This window comes from Paraburkholderia sp., assembly GCF_050742655.1.
Lineage (GTDB): Bacteria > Pseudomonadota > Gammaproteobacteria > Burkholderiales > Burkholderiaceae > Paraburkholderia.
Map to the genome: position 1 here is coordinate 27,413 of NZ_JBOIGG010000008.1, position 24,903 is coordinate 52,315.

The 24,903-nt window shown below is 64.8% G+C and carries 16 protein-coding genes; 9 read left to right on the forward strand and 7 right to left on the reverse strand.

Annotated features, from left to right (window positions below; all coding sequences use genetic code 11):
- Window positions 1-3: 3 nt before the first annotated feature.
- Window positions 4-846, reverse strand: coding sequence for an IclR family transcriptional regulator (locus tag ACREXZ_RS13200; protein WP_431764529.1), 843 nt, complete (start codon window positions 844-846; stop codon window positions 4-6).
- Window positions 847-859: 13 nt separating this feature from the next.
- Window positions 860-1,699, reverse strand: coding sequence for an IclR family transcriptional regulator (locus ACREXZ_RS13205; RefSeq protein ID WP_431764530.1), 840 nt, complete (start codon window positions 1,697-1,699; stop codon window positions 860-862).
- Between the two features lie 298 nt (window positions 1,700-1,997).
- On the opposite strand from ACREXZ_RS13205, the gene ACREXZ_RS13210 reads away from it, so the two are divergent.
- The 4 genes from ACREXZ_RS13210 (at window position 1,998) to ACREXZ_RS13225 (ending at window position 6,210) form a co-directional block, all read left to right on the forward strand.
- A complete protein-coding gene (locus ACREXZ_RS13210; protein ID WP_431764531.1) occupies window positions 1,998-2,957 on the forward strand; it encodes an MBL fold metallo-hydrolase in 960 nt (319 codons plus the stop codon).
- A 12-nt stretch (window positions 2,958-2,969) separates the two neighbouring features.
- A complete protein-coding gene (locus ACREXZ_RS13215) occupies window positions 2,970-4,685 on the forward strand; it encodes an FAD-dependent oxidoreductase (protein WP_431764532.1) in 1,716 nt (571 codons plus the stop codon).
- 25 nt (window positions 4,686-4,710) lie between these two features.
- On the forward strand, window positions 4,711-4,917 hold the full coding sequence (locus ACREXZ_RS13220; RefSeq protein WP_431764533.1) for a DUF2783 domain-containing protein: 207 nt from the start codon (window positions 4,711-4,713) through the stop codon (window positions 4,915-4,917).
- A gap of 120 nt (window positions 4,918-5,037) precedes the next feature.
- Window positions 5,038-6,210 carry a 4-hydroxybenzoate 3-monooxygenase gene (locus tag ACREXZ_RS13225; protein ID WP_431764534.1) on the forward strand — a complete coding sequence of 391 codons (1,173 nt, stop codon included), beginning with the start codon at window positions 5,038-5,040 and terminating at the stop codon, window positions 6,208-6,210.
- Between the two features lie 28 nt (window positions 6,211-6,238).
- On the opposite strand, the gene ACREXZ_RS13230 is transcribed toward ACREXZ_RS13225, so the two are convergent.
- From ACREXZ_RS13230 to leuA, 4 genes are all read right to left on the reverse strand, one after another.
- The gene (locus ACREXZ_RS13230) at window positions 6,239-6,631 is read right to left on the reverse strand and encodes a DUF1987 domain-containing protein (RefSeq protein WP_431764535.1); all 393 of its coding nucleotides are present in this window, start codon (window positions 6,629-6,631) and stop codon (window positions 6,239-6,241) included.
- A gap of 14 nt (window positions 6,632-6,645) precedes the next feature.
- The gene (locus tag ACREXZ_RS13235; RefSeq protein ID WP_431764536.1) at window positions 6,646-7,206 is read right to left on the reverse strand and encodes a SiaB family protein kinase; all 561 of its coding nucleotides are present in this window, start codon (window positions 7,204-7,206) and stop codon (window positions 6,646-6,648) included.
- Between the two features lie 2 nt (window positions 7,207-7,208).
- Window positions 7,209-8,519, reverse strand: coding sequence for a SpoIIE family protein phosphatase (locus ACREXZ_RS13240; RefSeq protein WP_431764537.1), 1,311 nt, complete (start codon window positions 8,517-8,519; stop codon window positions 7,209-7,211).
- Between the two features lie 338 nt (window positions 8,520-8,857).
- Window positions 8,858-10,600, reverse strand: coding sequence for a 2-isopropylmalate synthase (leuA, locus tag ACREXZ_RS13245; RefSeq protein ID WP_431764538.1), 1,743 nt, complete (start codon window positions 10,598-10,600; stop codon window positions 8,858-8,860).
- A 521-nt stretch (window positions 10,601-11,121) separates the two neighbouring features.
- Here leuA and ACREXZ_RS13250 point away from each other — a divergent pair.
- Window positions 11,122-12,924: a DUF4153 domain-containing protein gene (locus ACREXZ_RS13250; RefSeq protein WP_431764539.1), complete on the forward strand. Its 1,803-nt coding sequence runs from the start codon at window positions 11,122-11,124 to the stop codon at window positions 12,922-12,924.
- Between the two features lie 136 nt (window positions 12,925-13,060).
- On the opposite strand, the gene ACREXZ_RS13255 is transcribed toward ACREXZ_RS13250, so the two are convergent.
- Entirely contained in the window at window positions 13,061-13,969 is a 909-nt protein-coding gene (locus ACREXZ_RS13255; protein ID WP_431764540.1) for a LysR family transcriptional regulator, read from the reverse strand.
- Window positions 13,970-14,056: 87 nt separating this feature from the next.
- Here ACREXZ_RS13255 and ACREXZ_RS13260 point away from each other — a divergent pair, with 87 nt between their 5' ends.
- The 4 genes from ACREXZ_RS13260 (at window position 14,057) to ACREXZ_RS13275 (ending at window position 24,689) form a co-directional block, all read left to right on the forward strand.
- Window positions 14,057-15,196, forward strand: coding sequence for an alanine racemase (locus ACREXZ_RS13260; protein WP_431764541.1), 1,140 nt, complete (start codon window positions 14,057-14,059; stop codon window positions 15,194-15,196).
- Window positions 15,197-15,274: 78 nt separating this feature from the next.
- The gene (locus ACREXZ_RS13265) at window positions 15,275-15,664 is read left to right on the forward strand and encodes a RidA family protein (protein ID WP_431764542.1); all 390 of its coding nucleotides are present in this window, start codon (window positions 15,275-15,277) and stop codon (window positions 15,662-15,664) included.
- Window positions 15,665-15,667: 3 nt separating this feature from the next.
- Window positions 15,668-16,339 carry an HAD-IA family hydrolase gene (locus tag ACREXZ_RS13270; RefSeq protein ID WP_431764543.1) on the forward strand — a complete coding sequence of 224 codons (672 nt, stop codon included), beginning with the start codon at window positions 15,668-15,670 and terminating at the stop codon, window positions 16,337-16,339.
- 592 nt (window positions 16,340-16,931) lie between these two features.
- A complete protein-coding gene (locus ACREXZ_RS13275) occupies window positions 16,932-24,689 on the forward strand; it encodes an autotransporter-associated beta strand repeat-containing protein (protein ID WP_431764544.1) in 7,758 nt (2,585 codons plus the stop codon).
- Window positions 24,690-24,903: the final 214 nt, after the last annotated feature.

Below are 24,903 nucleotides of genomic sequence, written 5' to 3' on the forward strand. Positions count from 1 at the left end.
GGTTCAGGCGCTGCCAGGTGAATAGCCGAAGCGATGCGACAGCCGCCGCGTCGCGGCGCGTAACGTCGCCGCCGGACCGCCCGCGGTATCGCTGTCGAAGCTGCCGGCCGGACCCATGATTGCGATCGTGAGGCAAAGGCTGCCGGTGTGATCGAACACGGGCGCGGCGAGCGTATGAATGCCGGGGATCGGCTTGTTCCGCGCGTGATCGATGCCGTGCGTGCGGATCTGCAAGAGCCGCTGAGCGTAGCTGGTTTCGAGCGGGCGTGTGGAGGCGTTGCGTGCTGCCGGCTGCGAAAAGATCTCTGCGGGCGACGCACCGGCGAGTCGCAGATGGTCCTGATCGAGCAGATCGCGGCGCACGTCGTCGGCGACGTAGGCGGCGAACACGCGGCCGATCGCCGTGTTGACGAGCGACATCACCGTGCCGACGCGCAGGCTGATGTGCAGCGGCCGCGGCGATTCCTCAAGCCGCACGACGGTCGGCCCGAGCGGTCCGAGCACGGCCATCGCGACGCTCATGCCGGTTGCTGCAGCGAGTTCGACGATTTCGGCTTCGGCTTCGCGGGTCGGCGACAGACGCTGCAAACCGATCAATCCAAGTTCGAGCGCAAGCGGTCCCGCTTCGAAACGGCCGGCGGCGTCGCGCGCGACGAGGCCGATTTTCTGCAGGCTGACCAGATGCGGGAACGCTTTGGCCGGCGACATATTCGCGGCGGCCGCGAGATCACGCAACGCGAGCGGCACGCCCGCGTCGGCGAGCGCGGCAAGCAACGCGCCCGTGCTGTCGAGCGACTGGATGCCGCGCTGCGGTTTCGCCTGGCTCAGGTTGTTCACTTTGCTCATCGCGGTTCGCCTGTCATGGCATGGCCTCCGCAGAGATCTCTTCGACCGCGAGATCCGCGCCGATCGCGCGGGCCGTGTCGCGCAGCGCGCGCGCAACCGGACCTTGCCACGCGACGTCGATCGAACCGGTCGTGCCGATCGCCGTCAACGCGAGCAGCATACGACCCGTCGCATCGCACACGGGCACGCTCAGGCTGCTGATGCCGGGGCTCGGCGCATCGATGCCGCGCTCGATGCCGCGCGTGCGGATCGTCGCGAGCGTTGCGTCGAACGCGGCGCGTTCCGATGCGGGTACGAGCGGCGGCGCAGCGCGGCTGGAACCTGGCGTGCCGGCCTGGTTTGCCCACATCGCGTGTAGCTCGGACGTCGGTAGATGCGCGCAGAACACACGTCCCGTCGACGTGGCCGGCAGCGACATCACGGTGCCTACGTGCAGGTTCACGTGCAACGGAAACCCAGCATGCTCATAGCGGACGATCGTCGGACCCTGCGGCCCCGCGATGCAGATTGCGATGCTGAAGCCAAGCACTTCGGCGAGCACGGCGACGCGCGGCACTGCTGCGCGAAACGCGGGCTGCCGTTCCAGATGCAGCAATCCGAGCCGTAGCGACAGTGGCCCCGGCTCATAGCGGCCCGAGATCTCGTCGCGCTTGATGAGCCCGAGCCGCGCCAGGCTCACGACGTACGCATGCGCCTGACCCGGCGCAAGCGCAGCACTGGCGGCGAGGTCGGACAACGCGAGCGGCGTGCGCGCGCGAGCGAGCGCGTCGAGTAGCCGGCCGCCCACCTCGACGCTCTGAATGCCGCGCTGCGTCCGTGTGACACGAGGCGCTGCCTGCTTAACGGGTTTCACCTACCTGTCTCGCCGTTCGAAAAAAAAGCCATGTTAAACGAGCTTGAAGCGAGGTCCGGGCGAAATCCCGAAGCCTGCATGCCCATCATCGTACGCCGCCAGAGATTTGCGTATAGCGATGTTTTTCGCTATTGACAAATAAAACCGTACGCTCCTAACATGGCTTCACCCCGACACTGAGCCGTCAAAACGAGCCGTCAAATATCGAAGCGGGGCGAGACCAGGACGAAACACGCCCTGCCGCAGTGCCGCATACGCCCGCTGTCTCGCCTCCTCACCGGTCCCCAAGGAGACAGACATGGCAAAGGCATTCGCATCCCAGGCCGATCTCGAAGCAAAGCAGATCACGTTCACGCAGCTGTCCGACAACGCGTATGCGTACACGGCCGAAGGCGATCCGAATTCCGGCGTGATCGTCGGCGACGACGGTGTGCTGATCGTCGATACGACCGCGACGCCCGCGATGGCGCAGGACCTGATCGCGAAGATCCGCACGGTCACCGACAAACCGATCAAGTACGTGGTGCTGTCGCACTACCACGCGGTGCGCGTGCTCGGCGCGTCCGCGTATTTCGCGGAAGGCGCGCAGCAGGTCATCGCGAGCCGCGGGACGTACGAGATGATCGTCGAGCGCGGCGAGGCGGACATGAAGTCGGAGATCGAACGCTTTCCGCGCCTGTTCGCGGGCGTCGAAACGGTGCCGGGCCTGACGTGGCCGACGCTCGTGTTCGAGCGCGAAATCACGCTGTTCCTCGGCAAGCTCGAAGTGCGCATCGCGCATCTCGGCGCAGGCCACACGAAAGGCGATACGGTGGTGTGGCTGCCGTCGCAGAAGGTGCTGTTCTCCGGCGACCTCGTCGAATACGACGCCGCGTGTTATTGCGGCGACGCGCAGCTCGAACAGTGGCCCGCGACGCTCGAAGCGCTGCGTGCGCTCGGCGCGCAGAAACTCGTGCCGGGCCGCGGCCCTGCGCTGCACACGCCCGAAGACGTGAACAAGGGCCTCGACTACACGAAGGATTTCGTCACGACGCTATTGCAGAGTGGCCGTGAAGCAGTCGCGCAGAAGCTCGACCTGAAGGCCGCAATGGCGCACGCGCGCAAGGCGATGGATCCGAAGTTCGGCGAGGTGTTCATCTACGAGCATTGCCTGCCGTTCGACGTGTCGCGTGCATTCGATGAAGCGAGCGGCATCGTGCATCCGCGCATCTGGACCGCGCAGCGCGACCAGGAGATGTGGAGCGCGCTGCAGAGTTGAGGCGAAGACACGATGGACATCGACTACCAGACGCTGTCGTTCGACTACGCGCCGTGCCGCGAACAGCGAGAACAACAACATGAGCACATCCACCCGGTGATCGTCGTCGGCGCGGGGCCTGTGGGCCTCGCCGCGGCGATCGACCTTGCGCAGCAGGGGATACCGGTCGTGCTCGTCGACGACGACTGCACGCTGTCCACCGGTTCGCGTGCGATCTGCTTTGCGAAGCGCACGCTCGATATCTTCGACCGCCTCGGCTGCGGCGAGCGGATGGCCGCGAAGGGCGTGAGCTGGAACGTCGGCAAGGTGTTTCTGCGCAACGACCTTGTCTATTCGTTCGATCTGCTGCCGGAGAGCGGACACCGTCGGCCCGCGTTCGTGAACCTGCAGCAGTACTACGTCGAAGGCTATCTGCTTGAACGCGCGAGCGAGTTGCCGAATCTGGAGATACGCTGGAAGAATCGCGTGACGGGCATCCGTCAGAGCGATGCACCGGACGCCATCGTCACGCTGACGGTCGACACACCCGATGGCCCTTACGCATTGCACGGCCGTTACGTGATTGCGGCGGACGGTTCGCGCAGCCCGATCCGCACGCTGATGGGACTCGACAGTCACGGTCGCACGTTCAAGGATCGCTTCCTGATCGCCGACGTGAAGATGGAAGCGGATTTTCCGGCCGAGCGCTGGTTCTGGTTCGATCCGCCGTTTCATCCGAACCAGTCGGTGCTGCTGCATCGTCAGCCGGATAACGTGTGGCGGATCGACTTCCAGCTTGGCTGGGATGCGGACCCCGTGCTCGAGAAAACGCCCGAACGCGTGATGCCGCGTGTGCGTGCGTTGCTCGGACCCGATGCGAAGTTCGAACTGCAGTGGGTCAGCGTCTACACGTTTTCGTGTCAGCGGATGGAGCGTTTCCGTCACGGCAACGTGCTATTCGCGGGCGATGCCGCGCACGGCGTGTCGCCGTTCGGCGCACGCGGTGCGAATAGCGGCGTGCAGGATGCGGACAACCTCGCGTGGAAACTCGCGATGGTGACGACGGGTCGCGCGCCCGACGCGCTGCTCGACACGTATGCCGCGGAACGCGAATACGCGGCCGACGAAAACATCCGTCATTCCACCCATTCGACCGATTTCATCACGCCGAAGAGCGCGGCAAGCCGCGTGTTTCGCGACGCGGTGCTGACGCTTGCGCGCGATCACGCGTTCGCGCGGCAACTCGTGAACAGTGGACGGTTGTCGGTGCCGGCTATGCTGGCGGATTCGACGCTGAATACGCCGGACGGTGAACGGTTCGACGGCAAGATGATGCCGGGGGCGTCGTGTTGCGATGCGCCGATCGAGATCGACGGTGCGGCCGCATGGCTGTTGCCGCAACTGGGGCAGCAGTTCACGGGAATGCTGTTCTGCGCAGACGATATGGATGTGGCGACGCTTGCTGCATTCGATGCATTCGTCAAAGCAGCGGTCCCGCTGAAGCTCGTACTCGTGCTCGTGATGAACGCAAACGCACGCAGCAACGTGGCGATGCTCGCGCGCCACTCACCGCACGCGAGCATCGCAGTCGACGTCGAGGGCCTTGCCGCCGCGCGCTACGACGCATCGCCGGGCACGTTCTATCTGGTTCGGCCCGACCAGCACGTGTGCGCGCGCTGGCGCAGCCTCGACGCGCGCAACGTCGCGCAGGCGCTCGAACGCGCGCTCGGTGTTCCATGCACAACATAAGTGAACGTACCGCAAGGAGACCACCATGCCGCTAAACATCAACCCCAATCTCGCGCACCCCGACGATTTCTACGAAGCCCTGATCGACATGCATCGCGATCTCGACGACGCGCAGAGCCAGGCCGCGAACGCACAACTGATCCTGCTGCTCGCGAATCACATCGGCGATCACGCGACGCTGCTCGAAGCGATGCGAATCGCGCGTGAGGGTGCGACTAAACGCACCGCGTAGACCACAAAAACACCGCTATTCTCAATCACGATAGTACGTATTCGCGATATCGCGTTGCCCGATACAGGAGGGGTCGCCACACTGGCGCAAAACGAATTCATCCTTTGAGGAGACGTTCCAATGCGCACACAGGTCGGCATCGTCGGCGCGGGGCCCGCAGGGCTGCTGCTGTCCCATCTGCTTCATCTTCGCGGGATCGACTCGGTCGTGCTCGAAGCGCGCGGCCGCGCGCAGATCGAATCGACGATTCGCGCAGGCGTGCTCGAACAGGGCACCGCGGATCTATTAACCGAAGCCGGCGTCGGCGCGCGGATGAAAACGGAAGGCGCAGTGCATCACGGCATCGAACTCGCGTTCGAAGGCAAGCGCCGTCGTATCGACCTCACGGAACTCACCGGCCATTCGATCACCGTCTACGCGCAGCATGAGGTGCTGAAGGATCTCGTCGCCGCGCGCATCGCGGCGAACGGCGCACTGCTGTTCGACGTGTCGGACACGTCGCTGCACGACGTCGATACCGGCACGCCGTCGATCCGCTTTCAGCATGCAGGCGAATCGCACGAACTGCAGTGCGACTACGTGATCGGCTGCGACGGGTCGCAGGGCGTGTCGCGCGCCGCTATTCCGCAGGCGCTGCGGCGGGACTACGAACGCGTGTTTCCGTTCGGCTGGTTTGGCATCCTCGTCGAGGCACCGCCGTCGTCGCATGAACTGATCTACGCGCGGCACGAGCGCGGCTTCGCGCTGATCAGCACGCGTTCGCCGAACGTGCAGCGGATGTACTTCCAGTGCGATCCGCACGATACGGTCGAGCATTGGTCCGACGATCGCATCTGGGCCGAGCTGCATGCGCGCGTCGATTCATCGGAAGGGGAGCACGTGGTGGAAGGGCGGATCTTCCAGAAGAATATCGTCGGCATGCGCAGCTTCGTGTCGACGACGATGCAGTATGGCCGCCTGTTTCTCGCGGGCGACGCCGCGCACATCGTCCCGCCGACCGGCGCGAAAGGATTGAATCTCGCGGTCGCCGACGTGCGCGTGCTGACGCGCGCGCTCGAAGCGTTCTATCGCGAGGGCCGCACCGATCTGCTCGAGGGCTACAGTGCGACCGCGCTCAAACGGGTCTGGCGCGCGGAACACTTCTCGTACTGGATGACGCGGATGCTGCATCGCCTGGATGATGCATCGCCGTTCGAACAACAGCTACAGATTGCCGAACTCGAACACGTGACTACGTCGCGAGCAGCGTCGACCGCGCTGGCGGAAAACTACGTCGGCGCGGTCGCGGTGTAAATCGGTGTAGGGCGATGCCGCGCGCGGATCAGGTTTCGATCAGCACTTCGTTGAACATCACCGTCGTCGCGCCGAGCCCGTACAGCAGGTCCTGACCGAGCTCCTGGATCGCATCGTCGTCGGGATCGAATTCCCAGTCGATGTCGACGTTGCAGCCGCGCTTCGATGCGTCGCTCAGCACCATGAACAGCTGCCGCATCGCTTTCGTCGACGCGCTGTTGATGTACGTGAGCCGCACGCGCATCACGAAGCGTGGCGGCGTGGCGGTTTGCAGGTACCCGCCGATCAGTTGCAGGATCGGACCGAAGAACGTGTTCGGATTTTCCGGGTGACACTCGCCTTCGACGGACATGCTTGCATCGGCAGGCGAGAATTCGATTTGCGGAGTGAAGTCGGTACGGGGTAGTTTGATCGGCGTCATGATGCAGCCTCGAGTTAGACAAAAGCCTTGATGGTGAAGCGGGCGAAACGGCCGTCCGACGCTTCGTCGTTACGGAACGCGTATTCGACCGGCTGGATGCTGTCGCGGGCGATCGTCAGCAGGCCGAGACCCGCGCCTTTGCTGACCGTGTCGGTTTCCGCGTGATCGTCGTTCGCGAGCTGCTCGCGGTACGCGGTCTTGATCTCGTCGAGCGACATCTGCTTCAACTGGTCGAGCTTGCCCGCGATGCGCGACACGTGCTCGACCGGCACGAGATTGCTGCACACGATCCAGTAGGACGCGGCGTCGCGTCCTACCGCGATCGCGCCGGGCCGTTCCTCGTTATCCTGCGTTTCGACGCAACCGCCGTAATGCAGTACGTTCTGCGCCATTTCCATGAACGTGGAGAACAGCTTGCGTTTTGCCGGGCTGCCGACGTTTTCCATTTCGAGCCTGCTTTTCAGGTTCGCGGACAGCGCGCGCCGCACTTCTTCGTCGAAGTGGCCCGCGTAGTAGTAGACGAGCCCCGCTTCGCCGGCGGCGTCGCTGAAGCTTTCGAAAGTACGGAAGTCCATCGTCAAACCTCGTTCGTGAATACGAAGAAGCACACGTCGTCGCGACGATGCTGGTCGCCTTGCCATTGCGCGAAGCTGTCGAGCAACGTGTCGCCAAACTGCTGCGGCAGCTCGTCGCGACGTTCGGCGAACAGCTTGTACAGACGCTTGCGGCCGTGCGCGATGTTCTTCGGGCCGCCGACCTGATCGATCACGCCATCGGTCGTGACGAACGCGCGGTAGCCCGGCTGCAGCGTATGGCTGCGCGTGGTGAATGCGAAATCGTCGGGCGTGTCGCTGTAGCCGACGCCCATCCGGTCGCCTTCGAGAATCTGCACGTCGGTGGCTTCCGCGGGACTGGCGGCTCCGTCGAGCACGGCCATTTCGAGGCGCGCGCTTGCGTATTGCAGATCGAGCCCGTTGCCGGTTAGCACGAACATGAAGGCGTCGAGACCATCGTCCGATTTGCCTTCGCGCACGACGTGCGCTTCTTCGCCGCTTTTCGTCGATGCGTGCTGGCCCAGCACCTTCTTGATGTAGCGGTTCAGGTCGGACAGCACGTGAGCCGGATCCGGTTCGTCGCTGCCCGTCGCGACGCGGTTCTCGAGAAACGACAGCGTGATCAGCGTCATGAACGCGCCGGGCACGCCGTGCCCCGTACAGTCGACGATCGCGCCGAACAGACCGTTACGCGTCGCGCGAAAGAAATAGCAGTCGCCGCCGACGACATCGCGCGGCAGCCATTCGAGACGCGCGGACGGCAGGCACGTAGTGAGTTCAGCCTGCGAATTCCGCAGGTTCGACTGCTGGATAGCCGACGCGTACTCGATGCTCGACAGCAACTGGCGCGTCTTCGCGGCTTCGATGTCCGACATCGCGCGGATCAGCGCCATGCCGCTGCCGATGCCGAAGTAGTGACCGTCGCGGTTGCAGATGAAGCCGTCCTTCATCACGCGCGATTCGGGTTCGACCGCGGCACGCACGACCACTTCGATCGGTGTGTTGGCGTCGACGATCAGCGGCTTCTGGTTCGCAAACGAAATGCAACTGCGCTTGCCGAACACTTCGCGGCTGAACGGCCGGCCGTATTGCTCCATGAACACGTTGCGGTTCACGAGCGCGACAGGGACGTTCTCTTTGACGATCGCGACTGCTTCGACATCCGGCGCTTCGAGAAACCAGTTCTGCAGTTCCGCGTTGGTCATCTCCGCCGCGACCGCGGGCGTGTCGACCGCTATCTGCCCCGCGTGAACGACGAGCGCGGGCTGCGCGGGGTCCTGTTGATCGGAACTGGCGGTCGCCAGCACGCTGTACAGCTGTTCGATGCTTGCCATGAGAGGTCTCGTCGCTGCGGAAAGTCGGAGGGTGCCGGCGGTTTTCGCGCACACGTCTTGTGCGGACGGTGCAGGGACGAGATGCGGGAAACGGCGCAGCGCTCGCGAAATTAGCGCTGCCACATGACAGAAACGTTAATCCGTCGGACGAATCGCTTGCCCGGAGGTACTTTCGTTGGAATGCATCGAGCACTGAAAAAAATCATGCGGTGAGGGCTAAAGTTTTGTGTGCAGGTGCCGATAACTGATGGCCCACAGGTCCACACAAACGATGAGGGCGTCCGCGTGTGCGGACGCCCTCATTTGCAGCGTAGAACTTTCAGCGTTTTACCTGGACATTATTCGGCGTGTGCCGCTGCTTGCCGGTGCGCATCGGTGTCGTTCGCTTCGCGCAGCACGGCATCGAAGAAATGCTGTTGCGTGTCGCGTTCGCAGCGCGCATACGCACGGTTGATACCGCTGATCATCGCGCGGATCGATGCGGTCACCAGATTCGCATCGATGCCGACGCCGAACGCGCTGCCGGTCACGCCGCCGCCGGACATCTCCGCAATCGCGATCGCGCGCGCATCCGCACCCTGCGTGAGTGCGCGTTCTTCGTAATGCTGAAGCTGCACGGGTGTGCGCAGCGCGTGCATCAATGCGTCGAGCGGACCGTTGCCTTCGCCGCTCACGACTGTTCGTTCGCCGTGGATGTCCACCGTCAGCCGAATGCGTTCGCGGCCTGCCTGCTCGGTGAGACTGTGCGACACATATTGCACTGGCGCGTGCGAATCGACGTATTCGCGCTGGAACAGCGTGAAAATCTGCTGCGGCGTCACTTCGTGACCGCTGTCGTCGGTGAGGCGCTGCACGGCTGCGCTGAAATCCACCTGCAACCGGCGCGGCAACACGATGCCGTACGACTGCTCGAGCAGGTACGCAATGCCGCCCTTGCCGGATTGACTGTTCACGCGAATGATCGAATCGTACGTGCGGCCGAGATCGCTCGGATCGATCGGCAGATACGGCATTTCCCAGATCGCGTCGGGCTTCTGCTGCGTAAAGCCTTTCTTGATCGCGTCCTGATGCGAGCCGGAGAACGCGGTGAACACGAGATCGCCGACGTACGGATGACGCGGATGCACCGGCAACTGCGTGCATTCCTCGGCGGTACGCGCAACCTCGTTGATGTGCGAGAAGTCGAGGCCCGGGTCGACACCCTGCGTGTACAGATTCAGCGCGAGCGTGACGAGATCGACATTGCCAGTGCGCTCGCCGTTGCCGAACAGACATCCTTCGACGCGATCCGCGCCGGCCATCACCGCGAGTTCCGCTGCAGCGACTGCCGTGCCGCGGTCGTTGTGCGGATGCACCGACACGATCAACGCATCGCGGCGCGCGAGGTTGCGATGCATCCACTCGATCTGGTCCGCGTAGAAGTTCGGCGTGCCGACCTCGACGGTCGCGGGCAGGTTGACGATGGCCTTGTGCTGGGGTGTCGGCTGCCATACATCGAACACTGCGTCGCAGACTTCCTTCGCGAAGTCGAGTTCGGTCGCGGTGAACGTTTCGGGGCTGTATTGCAGCGTGAAATGCGTGTCGGTTGCGGCATCCGCGAGACGCTTCACGGTGCGGGCCGCATTCACTGCGAGCGCTTTTACGCCGTCGCGGTCGAGTCCGAACACCATCTTGCGGAATTCCGGCGCGGTCGCGTTGTACAGATGCACGATCGCGCGGGGCACACCGCGCAGGGATTCGAACGTGCGCTCGATCAGATCGTCGCGGGCCTGCGTGAGTACTTCGATCGTCACGTCGTCGGGAATATGACCGCCCTCGATCAGTTCGCGCACGAAGTTGAAATCGGTCTGCGACGCCGACGGAAACGCGACCTCGATTTCCTTGAAGCCGATCGAGACCAGCGTCTTGAACATGCGCATCTTGCGCTGCGCGTTCATCGGTTCGAACAGCGCCTGATTGCCGTCGCGCAGATCGGTGCTCATCCAGATCGGCGCGTGCGTGATGGTGCGCGTGGGCCACGTGCGGTCCGGCAGATTGACGGGCGTAAAGGGACGGTATTTGACGGCGGGGTTCTTCAACATGATGGTCTCGCTCAATGAGGGAAATGAGGGGTGGGGTGCGATGCGGCCGGGACGTATTGCGACTGCGAGCGGGCGCAGTGCGGAATCGACGGGCGGGAAAGGCAAAAGAAGGTGTGCATGGTCATCGACAGGGCGACAGTTCAAAGGGTGAAAGTCGACCGGATGACGCAAACGACGACGCATCGCCTCCGGTCGGAAACCGGGGCAAGGTCAGCAAACTGGGGGTTTAACGGCGCTTCGGAAAAATCAGACGATGTACGCGCGCAGTAGCAGACCAGGCCCGGAAGAGCGGGCTAGTAGGCTTAGCGACAGGAGGGCGTGGGTGGCGTACATGGTGCGACATGTAACCACATTGCTAAAGGGGCGTCAAGCGGGGGCGTCAAGCAGGGGCGTCAGCTACCGGGTCGCACGGGATATCGACGACTGAAGAACGATCGCGTCGATTCGTTTAACCTGCGATAGCTCTCAACCAATAAGAAGGTGGCGATATGCAATATGGGCAGACGGGGGAAGGTTCCAGAATGGTTGCGCCGGTTTTAAAAGGGCTTTTTGCGTGGCGTCTATTGATTGGACTGGCACAAGGCGTTCTTCTGTATTTTCTGTTCGAAGCGGCTCACCTCAAGCATCCGTTTGCGCAGCATGCTTTGCTATTCGTTCCGTCGCTGCTGCTTGCATTTCTGATTCCCCCTGCAGCGGCGATCGGTTTGAATTACCTGAGAGTCCGCAGACTGCTTTTATGGTGCGTCGTGCTGGCGGTGGTTGTCGCGTGCGTGGGACACCACGATGCGTGGCGGGACGTTCAGCCACTCTGGGCCACGAGCGGCGCCGGCCGAGCGTCCCAGGTGAATTTCCCTACATTTCATGCCGCATTCTTTTCTGCTGCGATGGTGTTTGTCGGCTATACGTTGATCCTCGCGGGGGAGGCTGCTAAAGCCTGGTTTGCGCCCTATGCATCGTATTTTGTGCTCGCATGGAAGCTGGCATTGCAGATTGCGCTGTCGCTGATATTCGTGGGCGTGTTCTACCTTGTTCTCTGGGCCGGCGCTGAATTGTTCATGCTGCTTAAGCTGACTTTCTTCCGGGATTTGCTGGAGAAGTCGTGGTTCTATATGCCGGTGTGTGCAATGGCATTCTCCGTTGGTCTGCATATCACCGATGTGCGGGAGGATTTCATCCGCGGCATGCGGACGCTATTGCTGACGCTGATGTCCTGGCTTTTGCCGTTACTCGTGCTGATCGTTGCAGGCTTTCTTGTCAGTTCGCTGTTTGCCGGGTTGGAGCCTTTGTGGGCGACACGGTCGACGGCGAGTGTATTGCTCGGTGTGGTGGCGCTTGCGATCGTATTGATTAACGCGGTCTTCAAGAACGGTTTTGAAGGCGAGGCGGTACCGCGCGTGCTGCGTATCAGTGCTCGCGCGGGTAGCCTGATGTTGCCGGTGTTGGTGCTGGTGACCGCCTACGCGCTGGCTCTGCGGATCGGCCAATATGGGGTGACCGGTTCCCGGGTGCAGGCCAGTGCATGCACGTTGGTGGCGGGCTGTTACGCCGTCGGTTATGCATGGGCGGCATTCGACAGAAAAAGTTGGTTGCAGCGCATCGCACCCACTAACGTCATCACCGCATGGGTGTCGCTGGCTGTCGTGTTTGCACTATTCACACCGCTGGCCGACCCGGCGCGATTGTCGGTGGACAGTCAGGTGAGCAGGTTGCTCTCGGGTCGCGTGACGCCGGACAAATTCGATTTCAAGTTCCTGCGCTTCCGGTCGGCTATCTACGGCAGACAGGCGCTGGCGCGGCTTCAGTCGACGGACAAGGGATCGAATGCAGCGGCAATCAGGCAAATGAGCGCGCAGGCGCTGCAAGCGACCAGCCCGTACGAGGCGAACGCCCCGGTCCCCACTACCGCTCCCGACGCCGACACCCTGTCGCGCAACATCGTTTCGCGTATGCCTGGGCAAGCGCTGCCGGCTTCCTTCCTCGCCACCAACTGGCCGCAGAAGGAGCTATGGCTACTGCCGGCCTGTCTGAAAGTGACTGCATCGCAATGCGATGCGTACCTTGCGGACCTGACGGGAACAGGCAAGCCGAATGTGTTGTTGATCCCTGTGAGGAGCGCTTTTGGCACGGTGTTTGGCCAGAATCCCGCGGGGGAATGGCAGGTACTCGGCGAGTTCAATATTGCGCCGGATTGCGGGAGCGTTCGCGATGCGCTGTCGAGCGGAAACTATCATTTGACGGTACCGTCTTTGCGCAACCTTGAGATCGGTGGCCAGCGTATCCCGGTGACGGAAACAGATCGTCAGCCGGGGATCTGCAAGCCATAAACGCGTCGACATGCCATCCTTCAAAACGGTCAAGCCAGAAAAATGAAAATGCCCAGATGTCATATGCCAATCATCAGCGTCCTGTTGCTGGCGATCGTCATTGCGCCGGTTGCCGATAGCTGACGCAGGTCGAGGTTCACCGCACCCGCCACGGCGCCACCGGCCTAAACCGCTCCTGCAGATGCCGCATGAACATCTTCGTGCGCATCGGCAGGCCGGTGCGCTGATGCGTGAGCGCGATCACGTTCGCGTCGGGCAGCTTCCACGCCGGCAGTAGCCGCACCAGCGTGCCGCGCGCAAGATCGCCGGCGACGTCCCATTCCGAACGCACGATCGCGCCGCGTCCTTCATACGCCCACGCGCGGATCACGTCGCCGTCGTTGCTGCTCAGGCGAGCCGGCACGCGCACGCTGCGCGCGACGCGTCCCTTGCTGAAATGCCATAGCGTGACATCCTCGTTGTTCTCGCGCAGCGCGATGCAAGGCAATGCGGCGAGATCCTCGGGCGTGTCGGGCAGGCCGTGACGTTCGACGAACGCCGGCGACGCGCACAGAAAGCGCGCGTTCGGCGCGACCGCATAGCCGACCAGATTCGACAGCCGCAACTCGCCGATATGCACGACGACGTCGAAGCGGTCCGCGATTTCGGTCAGTGGCGCATCGGACAACGTGAGCGCGACGTTCACCTCGGGATGCAGTTCCTGGAACCGCGACGCGGCGGCCGCGACGTAGCGTCGCCCGAAACCGAACGGCGCATTGATCTTCAGCGTGCCGACCATGCCGCCGCGGCGCGCGTGCAGGTCGTCGAGCAGCGCGTCGAACCGCTCGATCACTTCGCGGCCGCCTGTACACAGCAGTTCGCCTTCTTCGGTGAAGCGCAGGCGCCGCGACGAACGGTCGACGAGCCGCACGCCGAGCATCCGTTCGATCTGCTGCAGCCGCTGCGTGACGGCGGACGGAGTGAGGCCCATCTTGCGCGCGGCATCGAGCAGGCTCGTGCTCGCGCGGATCGTCAGCAGAAAGCGCAGGTCGGCGGAATCTTTCATTTCAGTCTGGCTAAATTCAAGAATCAGTGTGGCTAAATCCACGGGCATGCGGCCGAGTTTATCCTAGTGGCTCTACTGGAGATGAATATGTCAGCGTCGCTGTCCTCGATCGATACCCCCGCGCTGCTGCTGGAGCCCGGCCGCATGGACGCCAACATCGCGAGAATGCGCACGCATCTCGCGGCGCTTGGCGTGCAAATGCGTCCGCACGTGAAGACCAGCAAGTCCATCGACGCGACGCGGCGTCTGTTCGACAACGGTACGGGGTCGATCACGGTGTCGACGTTGCGCGAGGCGCGCTACTTCTTCGAGCACGGGCTGACCGACATCCTGTATGGCGTCGCGATTGCGCCGAACCGTTTTGCGCAGGCGGCGGAGCTGATCCGCGCGGGCGCCAGGTTGAAGCTCGTGCTCGATAGCGCCGAAACGGCTGCACTGCTCGCGGATTACGCGCGCACGCATGCGCAATCGTTTGACGTGCTGCTGGAGATCGACTGCGATGGGCATCGGTCGGGTCTGCCGCCTACGTCACCGCTGATCGTCGAAATCGCGCGGACGTTGCGGGCCGGCGGCATCGACGTGCAGGGTGTGATGACCCATGCGGGCAATTCGTACGACAGCCGCTCCACCGACGACATCCTTCGCTACGCGCGCCAGGAGCGCGATGCGGTGGTCGTCGCCGCGCAAGGTCTGCGCGACGCGGGGTTCGCGGCGCCGATCGTCAGCGTTGGGTCGACGCCGACCGCGCTGTTCGCCGACGACCTCACCGGCGTCACCGAAGTGCGCGCCGGCGTGTTCGTGTTCTTCGATCTGGTGATGGCGGGACTCGGCGTGTGCCGTCAGACGGATATCGCAGTGTCGGTGCTGACCAGCGTCATCGGTCATCAGCCGGAGAAAGGCTGGACCATCGTCGACGCGGGCTGGATGGCACTGTCGCGCGATCGCGGCACGGCCGCGCAGGCAGTCGACCAGGGCTACGGTGTAGTGTGCGACGTCGACGGCAAGCCGCTCGACGATCTGATCGTGATCGGGGCGAACCAGGAGCACGGCATCGTCGCGCGGCGCGATCACGCCACGCAGCACGCGCACGGGCCGCATCTGCCAGTCGGCACGCCGCTGCGCATCCTGCCGAACCACGCATGCGCGACATCCGCGCAGCACGCGGGTTATCACGTGCTCGACGGACAGCGGGTGACTGACTACTGGCCGCGCATCTCAGGCTGGTAACTCTGCCGTTTCGTGATTCGCTACTCTTGCCACGGCTCACTATCAGAGAATTACCACGTATTACCAGGAGACTCACCGATGCAAACCGTTTCTACCGACCGCGCACCGACGCCCGCGGGACATTACTCGCAAGGCATCGTCTCGGGCGGCTTCGTGTACGTCGCGGGCCAGTTGCCGATCGATCCCGCGACTGGCGCGATCCCCGACGGCATCGACGCGCAGGCGCTGCGCGCGCTGCAGAACGTTCAGGCGATTCTCGAGGCCGGCGGATCGTCGGTGCGGGGGCTCGTCAGCGTGCAGCTGTTCATCGTCGGCATCGAACGGTGGCCCGACATTAACCGCGTGTACGCAGCGTTTCTTGGCGATCATCGCCCGGCGCGCACGGTAGTGCCGGTCCCCGAATTGCATCACGGCGCGCTGATCGAAATCAACGCGATCGCCGAAGTGCATGCGCATAACGAGGGCTGAACGATGTCGGACGTACAACTCTCCTCATCCGAAGAACAGCGCGTCGACGTCGTGCTGTTCGACCTGCTCACCGCCGTGCTCGACTCATGGACACTGTGGAACGACGTCGCCGGCTCGGAAGAAATGGGCCGGCGCTGGCGCATGGCCTATCTGAAGCTCACCTATGGATGCGGGCGCTACGTTCGCTATGAAACGCTGGTCGAGCAAGCCGCGGCGAGCGTCGGACTCGATGCTGGATACCCGGCCACGCTCGCGCGCCGCTGGGGCGAACTGCGCGCGTGGCCCGAAGCGGCAACGGTGCTTGCGCAGCTGAAGCAACGTTACCGTCTCGGCGTCGTCACGAACTGCTCGACGACGCTCGGTCATCTCGCCGCCGCGATTCCGGGTGTCGCATTCGACGTCGTGGTGACGTCGGAGGAAGCGGGCTTCTACAAACCCGACCCGGCGCCGTACCAGCTCGCACTCGACCGGCTCGGCGTGCACGCGGACCGCGCGGTATTCGTCGCGGGCTCAGCCTACGATCTGTTCGGTACCGCGAAAGTCGGACTGCGCACGTACTGGCACAACCGCATCGACCTGCCGATGCCCGACGGCGCGCCCGCGCCGTTCGCCATGCGCCCCACGCTCGACCCCCTTCCCGCCGATCTCGCGTCGCTCGCGGCCACGCCGCGCTGACCCTTTCGAACGCGGCGAGCGCTTAGCCGCCCGAACGCAGCGAACGCTTAGCTGCGCGCACCTCGCTGCGTCGCACTGCGTTCGCCGTACCGCTTTTCAGCCACTGTTTCCACCAACCTCGGCTGCGCCGTAGTTTGCCGATGCCGCATTGCAACTCAAACGACATAATTATCTGCGAGGTTTTCCAATTCGCATCGTTATAAAACGATTCCAAAAGGTTACTTCTTGAAATGGTAAAAGTTTGATATAAGCTGATGATTGCCGCGAAGGCGAAAAAAGAGAATTACTTTACTGAGAGAGAAATAATCCGGAGGGCAGTTGATCCATGACCATCTCATGACCGCGCGGGGTCGCGCCTTTTTTTAATCTGAACCGGTTTGCCGGGTGACGCGCAGGCTGAAGCGTCGGGGATTCGTGCGCCCCGCGTTTTTGCCAGTGCGTCCCGGCGTGCGCCTGTGCTCCGTATTCAAGGCAAATATCGCTGATTCGATTGCGAATCCGGTGATGGATTTTTATCGCCTTTTGAATCTGGATGAATCGCAGCGTGTGTTTTCGACAGACGTTTAATTTCAGCGTTACGAGGGATGGAAAAATGAAAAACGCCGACAATCAGAGCGCATACGATCTGCAGAAAATCGTCCCGGTCATGGGTGTTTTCCTTGCGCTGTTCGGCGCCGGGATTGGAGAGGCACAGGCGGCGTGTACCGGCACGACGACCGTCACTTGCACGGGCGCGGCAAACGTCCTCGCGCCGAACTATTCGAACGCGAACAACGGCGTGACGGTGAACGTCGATGCGACCGGCTCGATCGGTGTGCTGCTCGGCATCGGCGGCACGGCATTGACGCTGCTCGGCAACAACGTGACGCTGAACAACGCCGGCACGATCGATCCGTCGCTGCTCGGAGCGATTAGCCTGTTAGCGAGCGGCACGGTGATCGGCAATGCGGCGGCGAGTACGGTCACGGTCAACAACAGCGGCACGATGAAGGGCACGTCGGGGCTGCTCGGCGTGAACCTCAGCAATCTGACCGGCATGGCGCTGGCGGTACAGAACGGCACCGGCGGCGTATCGAACATCACGAACACGGCGACCGGCACGATGGGTTCGTCACCGATTCTCGGCGTGACGCTCGGGACGGCAGACCTTCCGACAGTCGCGGTGTACGGCGGTGGTCAGGTCAACTTCGTCAACAACGGCACGATCAACGGACGCGTCGCGTTCCAGGCGTCGGGCACACCGGGCGCGGGCAACACGTTCGAGAACAGCGGCACCATCACGGGCAGCGTGTCGCTGGGCGCGGGTAGCACGAACACGTTTACTGCGGACACGGGCTCGACGGTGACCGCGGGCGTCGGTGCGTCGGGGAACATCCTTGGCGTGCTGGGGTTCTCGCTTGGCTTCGCGGCCGCAGGCGTCGTCGACGGCGGCGCGGGCGGCAACAACACCTTGTTGCTGAGGCAGGCGACCGGCGGCCCTGCGACCGGCACGATCCTGAATCCGAACTACATCAACTTCCAGCACCTGAATGTCGGTAGCGGCACGTGGACGCTGAGCGGCGCATCGACGGTACTGGATGCAACGCTCAACGGCGGTGTCGCGATCGCGGACAACGCGCTTTCGCTAGGCACCGGCGCGATCACCTCGAACGGCGGCGCGCTGCAGTCCGCGGTCGCGGGGCTCGGCATCGGCAATGCGCTGACGCTTGGCGCAGGCGGCCTGACCGTGCAAGGTCCGAACAGTCTCACGCTGTCGGGTGCGATCGGCGGCAGCGGCGTGCTGACGAAGAACGATGCGGGCTCACTCACGCTGGGCAGCGCGAATCCGTTCACCGGCGGCGTCAACCTGAATGCCGGCTCGCTGCTGCTCGGCAACGGCAGCGCGCTGGGGACGGGCGCACTGAACGTCAGCGGCGCTGCGACGCTCGACACGACGGCAGCCCTCACGCTCGTCAACCAGATCAACCTCGGCACAGGCAATACGCTGACCTTCGGCGGCAGCAACGCTCTCAGCGTGAACGGCATCATCTCCGGCGCAGGCAGCCTCGCTAAAAACGGCGCGAGCACGGTGACGCTGAACGGCGCGAATACGATCGGCGGCAGCACGACGGTGAACGCGGGCACGCTTGCGCTCGGCGCAAACGGCAGCCTGGGCGCGAACGCGGCGCTCAATCTCGCGGGCGCGGGCGCGACCTTCGACATCAGCGCATCGGGTGCGGGCCAGACGATCGGTTCGCTCGCCGGCGCCGCGGGCACGACGGTTGGGCTCGGCACGAACACGCTTTCGTTCGGCGACGCGACGAACCAGACCTTCGGCGGCACGATCAGCGGGTCGGGCGGCATCACGAAGCTCGGCAGCGGCACCGAAACACTGACCGGCGCGAATACCTTCAGCGGCAATACGACGATCCAGGGCGGCACGCTTGCATTGTCCGGCGCGGGCAGCCTGTCGACGACCGGCAACGTGAACCTGGCGGGCACGGGCGCGACGCTCGATGTGAGCGCGACAACTGCCAATCCGACGATCGGCTCGCTGACCGGCGTGACCGGCACGACGGTCGCGCTCGGCGCGAAGACGCTGTCGTTCGGCGACGCGACCAACCAGACCTTCGGCGGCGCGCTGACCGGCACCGGCGGCATCGTCAAGCAGGGCAGCGGCATAGAGACGCTGACCGGCACGAGCACCTACACCGGCGCGACCACGGTCAACGCCGGCACGCTCGCGCTCGGCGCGGGCGGCAGTCTGTCGGCGAGCACGGCGGTCGACCTCGGCGGCGCAGGCGCAACGCTCGATCTGAGCGGCGCGTCGACCAACCAGACGATCGGTTCGCTCGCCGGTATCGCGGGGACGACGCTCGGACTCGGCGCGAGCGTGCTGACGTTCGGCGATGCGACGAACCAGCAGTTCGGCGGCGCGATCACGGGCAGCGGCGGACTCGTCAAGCAGGGCACCGGCACCCAAACGCTGACCGGCGCGAACACCTTCACCGGCGGCACGACAGTCAACGCCGGCACGCTCGCGCTTGGCGCGGGCGGCAGCCTCGCGGCAACCGGTGCGGTGAACCTCGCCAACGCGGGCGCGGGCTTCGACATCAGCGCATCGGGCGCGAACCAGACGATCGGTTCGCTCGCCGGTGTCGCGGGCACGACGGTCGGACTCGGCGCGAACACGCTGACGTTCGGCGACACCACGAACCAGACCTTCGGCGGATCGATCGCCGGGACGGGCGGGCTCGTCAAGCAAGGTAGCGGCACCGAAACGCTGACGGGCGCAAGCACCTTCAGCGGCGGCACGACCGTCAATAGCGGCACGCTCGCGCTGTCCGGCGCGGGCAGTCTGTCGGCGACGGGCGCGGTGAATCTCGCGGGCGCGGGCGCCGGGCTCGACATCAGCGCATCGACGGGCAACCAGACGGTCGGGTCGCTCGCGGGCGTGGCGGGTACCACGGTCGCACTCGGCTCGAAGTCGCTGACGTTCGGCGACGGCACGAACCAGACCTTCGCGGGCGCGATCGGCGGGACGGGTGGCATCGTCAAGCAAGGCAGCGGCACTGAAACGCTGACCGGCGCGAACACCTATAGCGGCGGCACGACACTGAACGCGGGCGGGTTGATCGTCGGCAACAATTCGGCGCTCGGCACCGGCACGCTGACAGTTGGCGGCGCGGCGACACTCGACAGCAGCACCGCGACGACGCTCGGCAACGACATCGTGCTGAACGCCGGACTGACCGTCGGCGGCACCAACGATCTGACGTTGAACGGCTCACTGTCCGGCACCGGCGGCCTGACCAAGGACGGCGCCGCGACGCTGACGCTGAACGGCACCAACACGTACACCGGCGGCACCAACATCGACGCGGGCACGCTTGCGCTCGGCGCGAACGCGAGCCTCGCGGCGAGCGGCATCGTAGACGTGGCGAACGGCGCGACCTTCGATCTGTCGGCCGGCAACGGCCAGCAGGTGTTCGGCACACTGACCGGCGGCGGGACGGTGAACCTCGGCGCCAACGCGCTGACGCTCGGCAGCGCGACCAACGGCACGTTCAGCGGCGGCATCGCGGGTACCGGCAGTCTCGTGAAGGTCGGCACCGGCACGGAAACGCTGACCGGCGCGAACACCTTCACCGGCGGCACGACGATCAACGCCGGCACGCTCGCGCTCGGCGTGGGCGGCAGTCTCGCGGCGACTGGCGGCGTGACGCTCGGCGGTGCGGGTGCGGGCTTCGACATCAGTGGGTCGGGTGCGAACCAGACCATCGGCGCGCTCGGTGGCACTGCGGGCACCGTGACACTCGGCGCGAACAACCTGACGATCGGCGATGCGACCAGCCAGATCTTCGGCGGCACGATCGGCGGCACCGGCGGCATCGTCAAGCAGGGCACCGGCACGGAAACGCTGACCGGCGCGAACACCTACACCGGCGGCACGACGATCAACGACGGCACGCTCGCGCTCGGCGCAGGCGGTAGTCTGGCGGCGAGCGGTGCGGTGACCCTGGGCGGTGCGGGCGCCACGTTCGACATCGGCGGCGCGACCGGCGGCCAGACGATCGGCGCGCTGTCGGGCACGGCCGGCACGGTCGCGCTCGGTGCGAACAACCTGACGTTCGGCGACGCGACCAGCCAGACCTTCGGCGGCAGCATCACGGGCACTGGCGGCATCGTGAAGAACGGCATCGGCACCGAAACGCTGACCGGCGCGAGCACCTTCAGCGGCGGCGCGACAGTGAACGCGGGCACGCTCGCACTGTCGGGTGCGGGCTCGCTGTCCTCCTCGACCAACGTGAATCTCGCGGGCATCGGCGCGGGTCTCGATATAAGCGGTGCGACGGCCGCACCGACCATCGGCACGCTGACCGGCGTCGCGGGTACCAACGTGGCGCTCGGCGGCAACACGCTGACGCTGGGCGGCACCACGAGCGGCACCTTCGCGGGCTCGATCGGCGGCACGGGCGGCATCGTGAAGCAAGGCAGCGGCACCGAAACGCTGACCGGCGCGAACACCTACAGCGGCGGCACGACGATCAACGCGGGCACACTCGCACTCGGCGCCGGCGGCAGTCTTGCGGTGGGTGGCGGCGTGACGCTCGGCGGCGCGACGGCGGGCTTCGACATCAGCGCAGGTGGGAACGCGACCATCGGCGCGCTGGCCGGCACCGCGGGCACGGTGACGCTCGGCGCGAACAACCTGACCTTCGGCGATAACACCAACCAGACGTTCGGCGGCGGCATCGCAGGCACCGGCGGCATCGTCAAGGACGGCAGCGGCACGACGACGCTCAACGGCGCGAGCACCTACAGCGGCGGCACGACGCTCAACGCGGGCGGCCTGATCTTCGGCAACAACACGGCGCTCGGCACCGGTACGTTGACCGTCGGCGGCGCGGCGACGATCGGTGGCACCGGTTCGACGGCGCTCGGCAACAACGTCGTGCTGAACGCGGGGCTGACGGTCGCGGGCGACAACGGCCTCACGCTGAACGGCGGCGTGTCGGGCACGGGCGGTCTCACGAAGACCGGTGCCGGCACACTGACGCTCGGCGGCGCAAGCACCTACACTGGCGGCACGACGATCAACGGCGGCACGCTCGCGCTCGGCGCGGGCGGCACCCTGCTGTCGACCGGCGCGGTGACGCTGGGTGGAGCGGGCGCGGGTCTCGACATCAGCGGAGCGTCGGGCGGCCAGACGATCGGCACGCTGTCGGGTGTCGCGGGCACCACGGTCGGACTCGGCGCGAACAGTCTCACGTTCGGCGATGCGACGAACCAGACCTTCGGCGGCGGCTTCACCGGCACCGGCGGCATCGTGAAGAACGGTGCCGGCACTGAAACGCTGACCGGCATGAGCACCCTCACCGGCAACACCACCGTCAACGCAGGCACGCTCGCGCTGGCCGGTAGCGGCTCGCTCGGGGCGGGCACCAACGTGACTCTCGCGAATGCGGGCGTATCGCTCGATGTTAGCGGCGCGACCGGCACACCGACCATCGGCGCATTGAGCGGCGGCGCGGGCACGAACGTGTCGCTCGGTGGGAACACGCTGACGCTCGGCGGCGGCGCGAACGGCAGCTTCGGCGGCACGATCGCGGGCACCGGCGGCATCGTCAAGTCCGGTGCGGGCACGCAGACGCTCGGCACCGCGAACACCTACAGCGGCGGCACGACGCTCGCGGGCGGCTCGCTCGTGGTCGGCAATAGCGGCGCGCTCGGCACCGGCGCAGTGACAGTGAACGCACCGTCGACACTCGATGCGAACACGTCGGTGAATCTCGCGAACCCGATCAGCCTGAACTCGACCGCGACGCTGGGCGGCACCCAGGACGTCACGCTGTCCGGTGTCGTGTCGGGTACCGGCGGTCTCGTGAAGAACGGCGGCGCGGACCTGACGCTCACCGGCAACAACACGTTCGGCGGCGGCACCGTGATGAACGCCGGCACGCTGACGCTCGGCAACGCTGGTGCACTTGGCACCGGTGGCCTCACGCTGAACGGCGGCACAGTCGATACGGCCAACACGAACATCACGGTCAACTCGCTGAACGGCGCCGCGGCCGGCACGCTGAATCTCGGCACCGGCAACCTGACAGTCAACGGCGGCGGCACCTATGCGGGCACCGTGGCCGGCAGCGGTTCGCTGACCAAGACCGGTGGCGATACGCTGACGCTCGCGGGCACGAATACCTACAGTGGTCCGACGACGGTGACGGGCGGCACGCTCGCGGTGGACGGCTCGGTGGCGAATTCGACGGTGACCGTGCAGACCGGCGCGACGTTGACGGGCGTCGGCACGATCGGCGGGCTGGTCGTGCAGACCGGCGGTACTTCGACGATTGCGCAACCCGGGACGCAACTGACCGTGACCGGCAACGTCGCATTCCAGCCGGGCTCGACATTCGAGGTGGCCGCGAACGCGCAGCAGCAGGCCGGCGCGGTGGCTGCGGGCGGCACGGCGCAGTTGGGCGGCGGCGCGGTGCAGGTGCTGGCGGACCAGGGCACGTATGCACCGTCGACGCAGTACAAGATCCTCAGCGCGACCAACGGCGTGAGCGGCACATTCAGCGGCGTCACGTCGAACCTCGCGTTCCTGACACCAACGCTGAACTACGACGCGAACGACGTGTACCTGCTGCTCGCGCGCAATGCGGTGCAGTTCACCCAGGTCGCGGCGACGCCGAACCAGCGCGCGGTGGCTGCGGCGCTCGCTACGCTGCCGACCAGCAACGGCGCCGTGGCGGCGCTGCTGTCGACCGATACGGCGACCGCGCAGCGCGCGTTCTCCACGCTCGACGGCGAACTGCATGCGAGCACGAAGACAATGCTGCTGCTCGACAGCCGTTATCTGCGTGACGCAGTGACCGACCGTCTGCGCGAAGGGCTTGCACCGACGTCCGGACCGCTGTCGGCGATGTCGGCAGGCTCGGCACTGTGTGACAGCAGTATCGGCGAGGGCGTGCTGCCGCAGAACGCGAACGATCCAGGACACCGTGGCTCGCGCGACGCGTGCGTCGACAGCCGGCCGTACAAGCCGGTCGTGTGGGCGCAGGCGTACGGCGCAAGCAGCAAGCTCGCCGGCAACAACAATGCGTCGGGGATCGACCGCAGCACGACGGGCTTTGTCGGCGGCGCCGACATGGCGCTCGACGATACGTGGCGCGTCGGTGTCGCGGGTGGCTTCGCGCACAGCTCGCTCGACAACGACCTGAGCTCGTCCGCGTCGGTCGACAGCTACCACGTCGCGCTGTACGGCGGCGCACAGTACGGCCCGATCGGCGTGCGGCTCGGTACGTCGTACACGTGGAACGACATCAGCATGGACCGGTACCAGAACTTCGCCGGCTTCTCGGATCACAACGGTTCGAGCTACAACGCGCAGACCGCGCAGGTGTTCGGCGAAGTGGGTTACGCGATCCCGTTCCAGCGCTTCGCCATCGAACCGTTCGCGGGTCTCGCGTATGTGAACCTGCATACCGACGGCTTCACCGAAAACGGCGGCGCAGCAGCGCTCCAGAGCGGCACGGATTCCGAGAACATTGGCTTCTCGACGTTGGGTCTGCGCATCTCGACGCGTCTCGGCTCGATCCCGCAAGCGGCGTTCAGCGCGCACGCGATGGCCGGCTGGCGCCATGCGTTCGGCAACGTGCAACCGACCTCGACGCTGTCGTTCGTCGCGGGCGGCTCGGCGTTCCAGGTGACGGGCGTGCCGATCGCACGCGATACCGCGGTGCTCGAACTGGGCGTCGATGCGAACGTGACGAAGAACATCACGCTCGGTGTAGCGTATAGCGGCCAGTACGGCGGCGGCTCGCACGACAATGCGATCTCGGGGAATTTCTGGTGGCGCTTTTGAGGGTTGCTGAACGTGCGCCGGGGGCAGGATCTGATCGCTTCGTTGTTCTTTGGCAAGGACGATTGAAGATGGCGCACAACTAAACCAGAAGTCAGGTACCCAGAGCAGCCCCGCCACTCGAAGCAAGTTTGCAACTCTGCAAGTCCCGCTTATGTGATTTTGATATGAGTTCTATTCGACTGGCGATCTTTATCGATCAAATAGTTGGACAGTA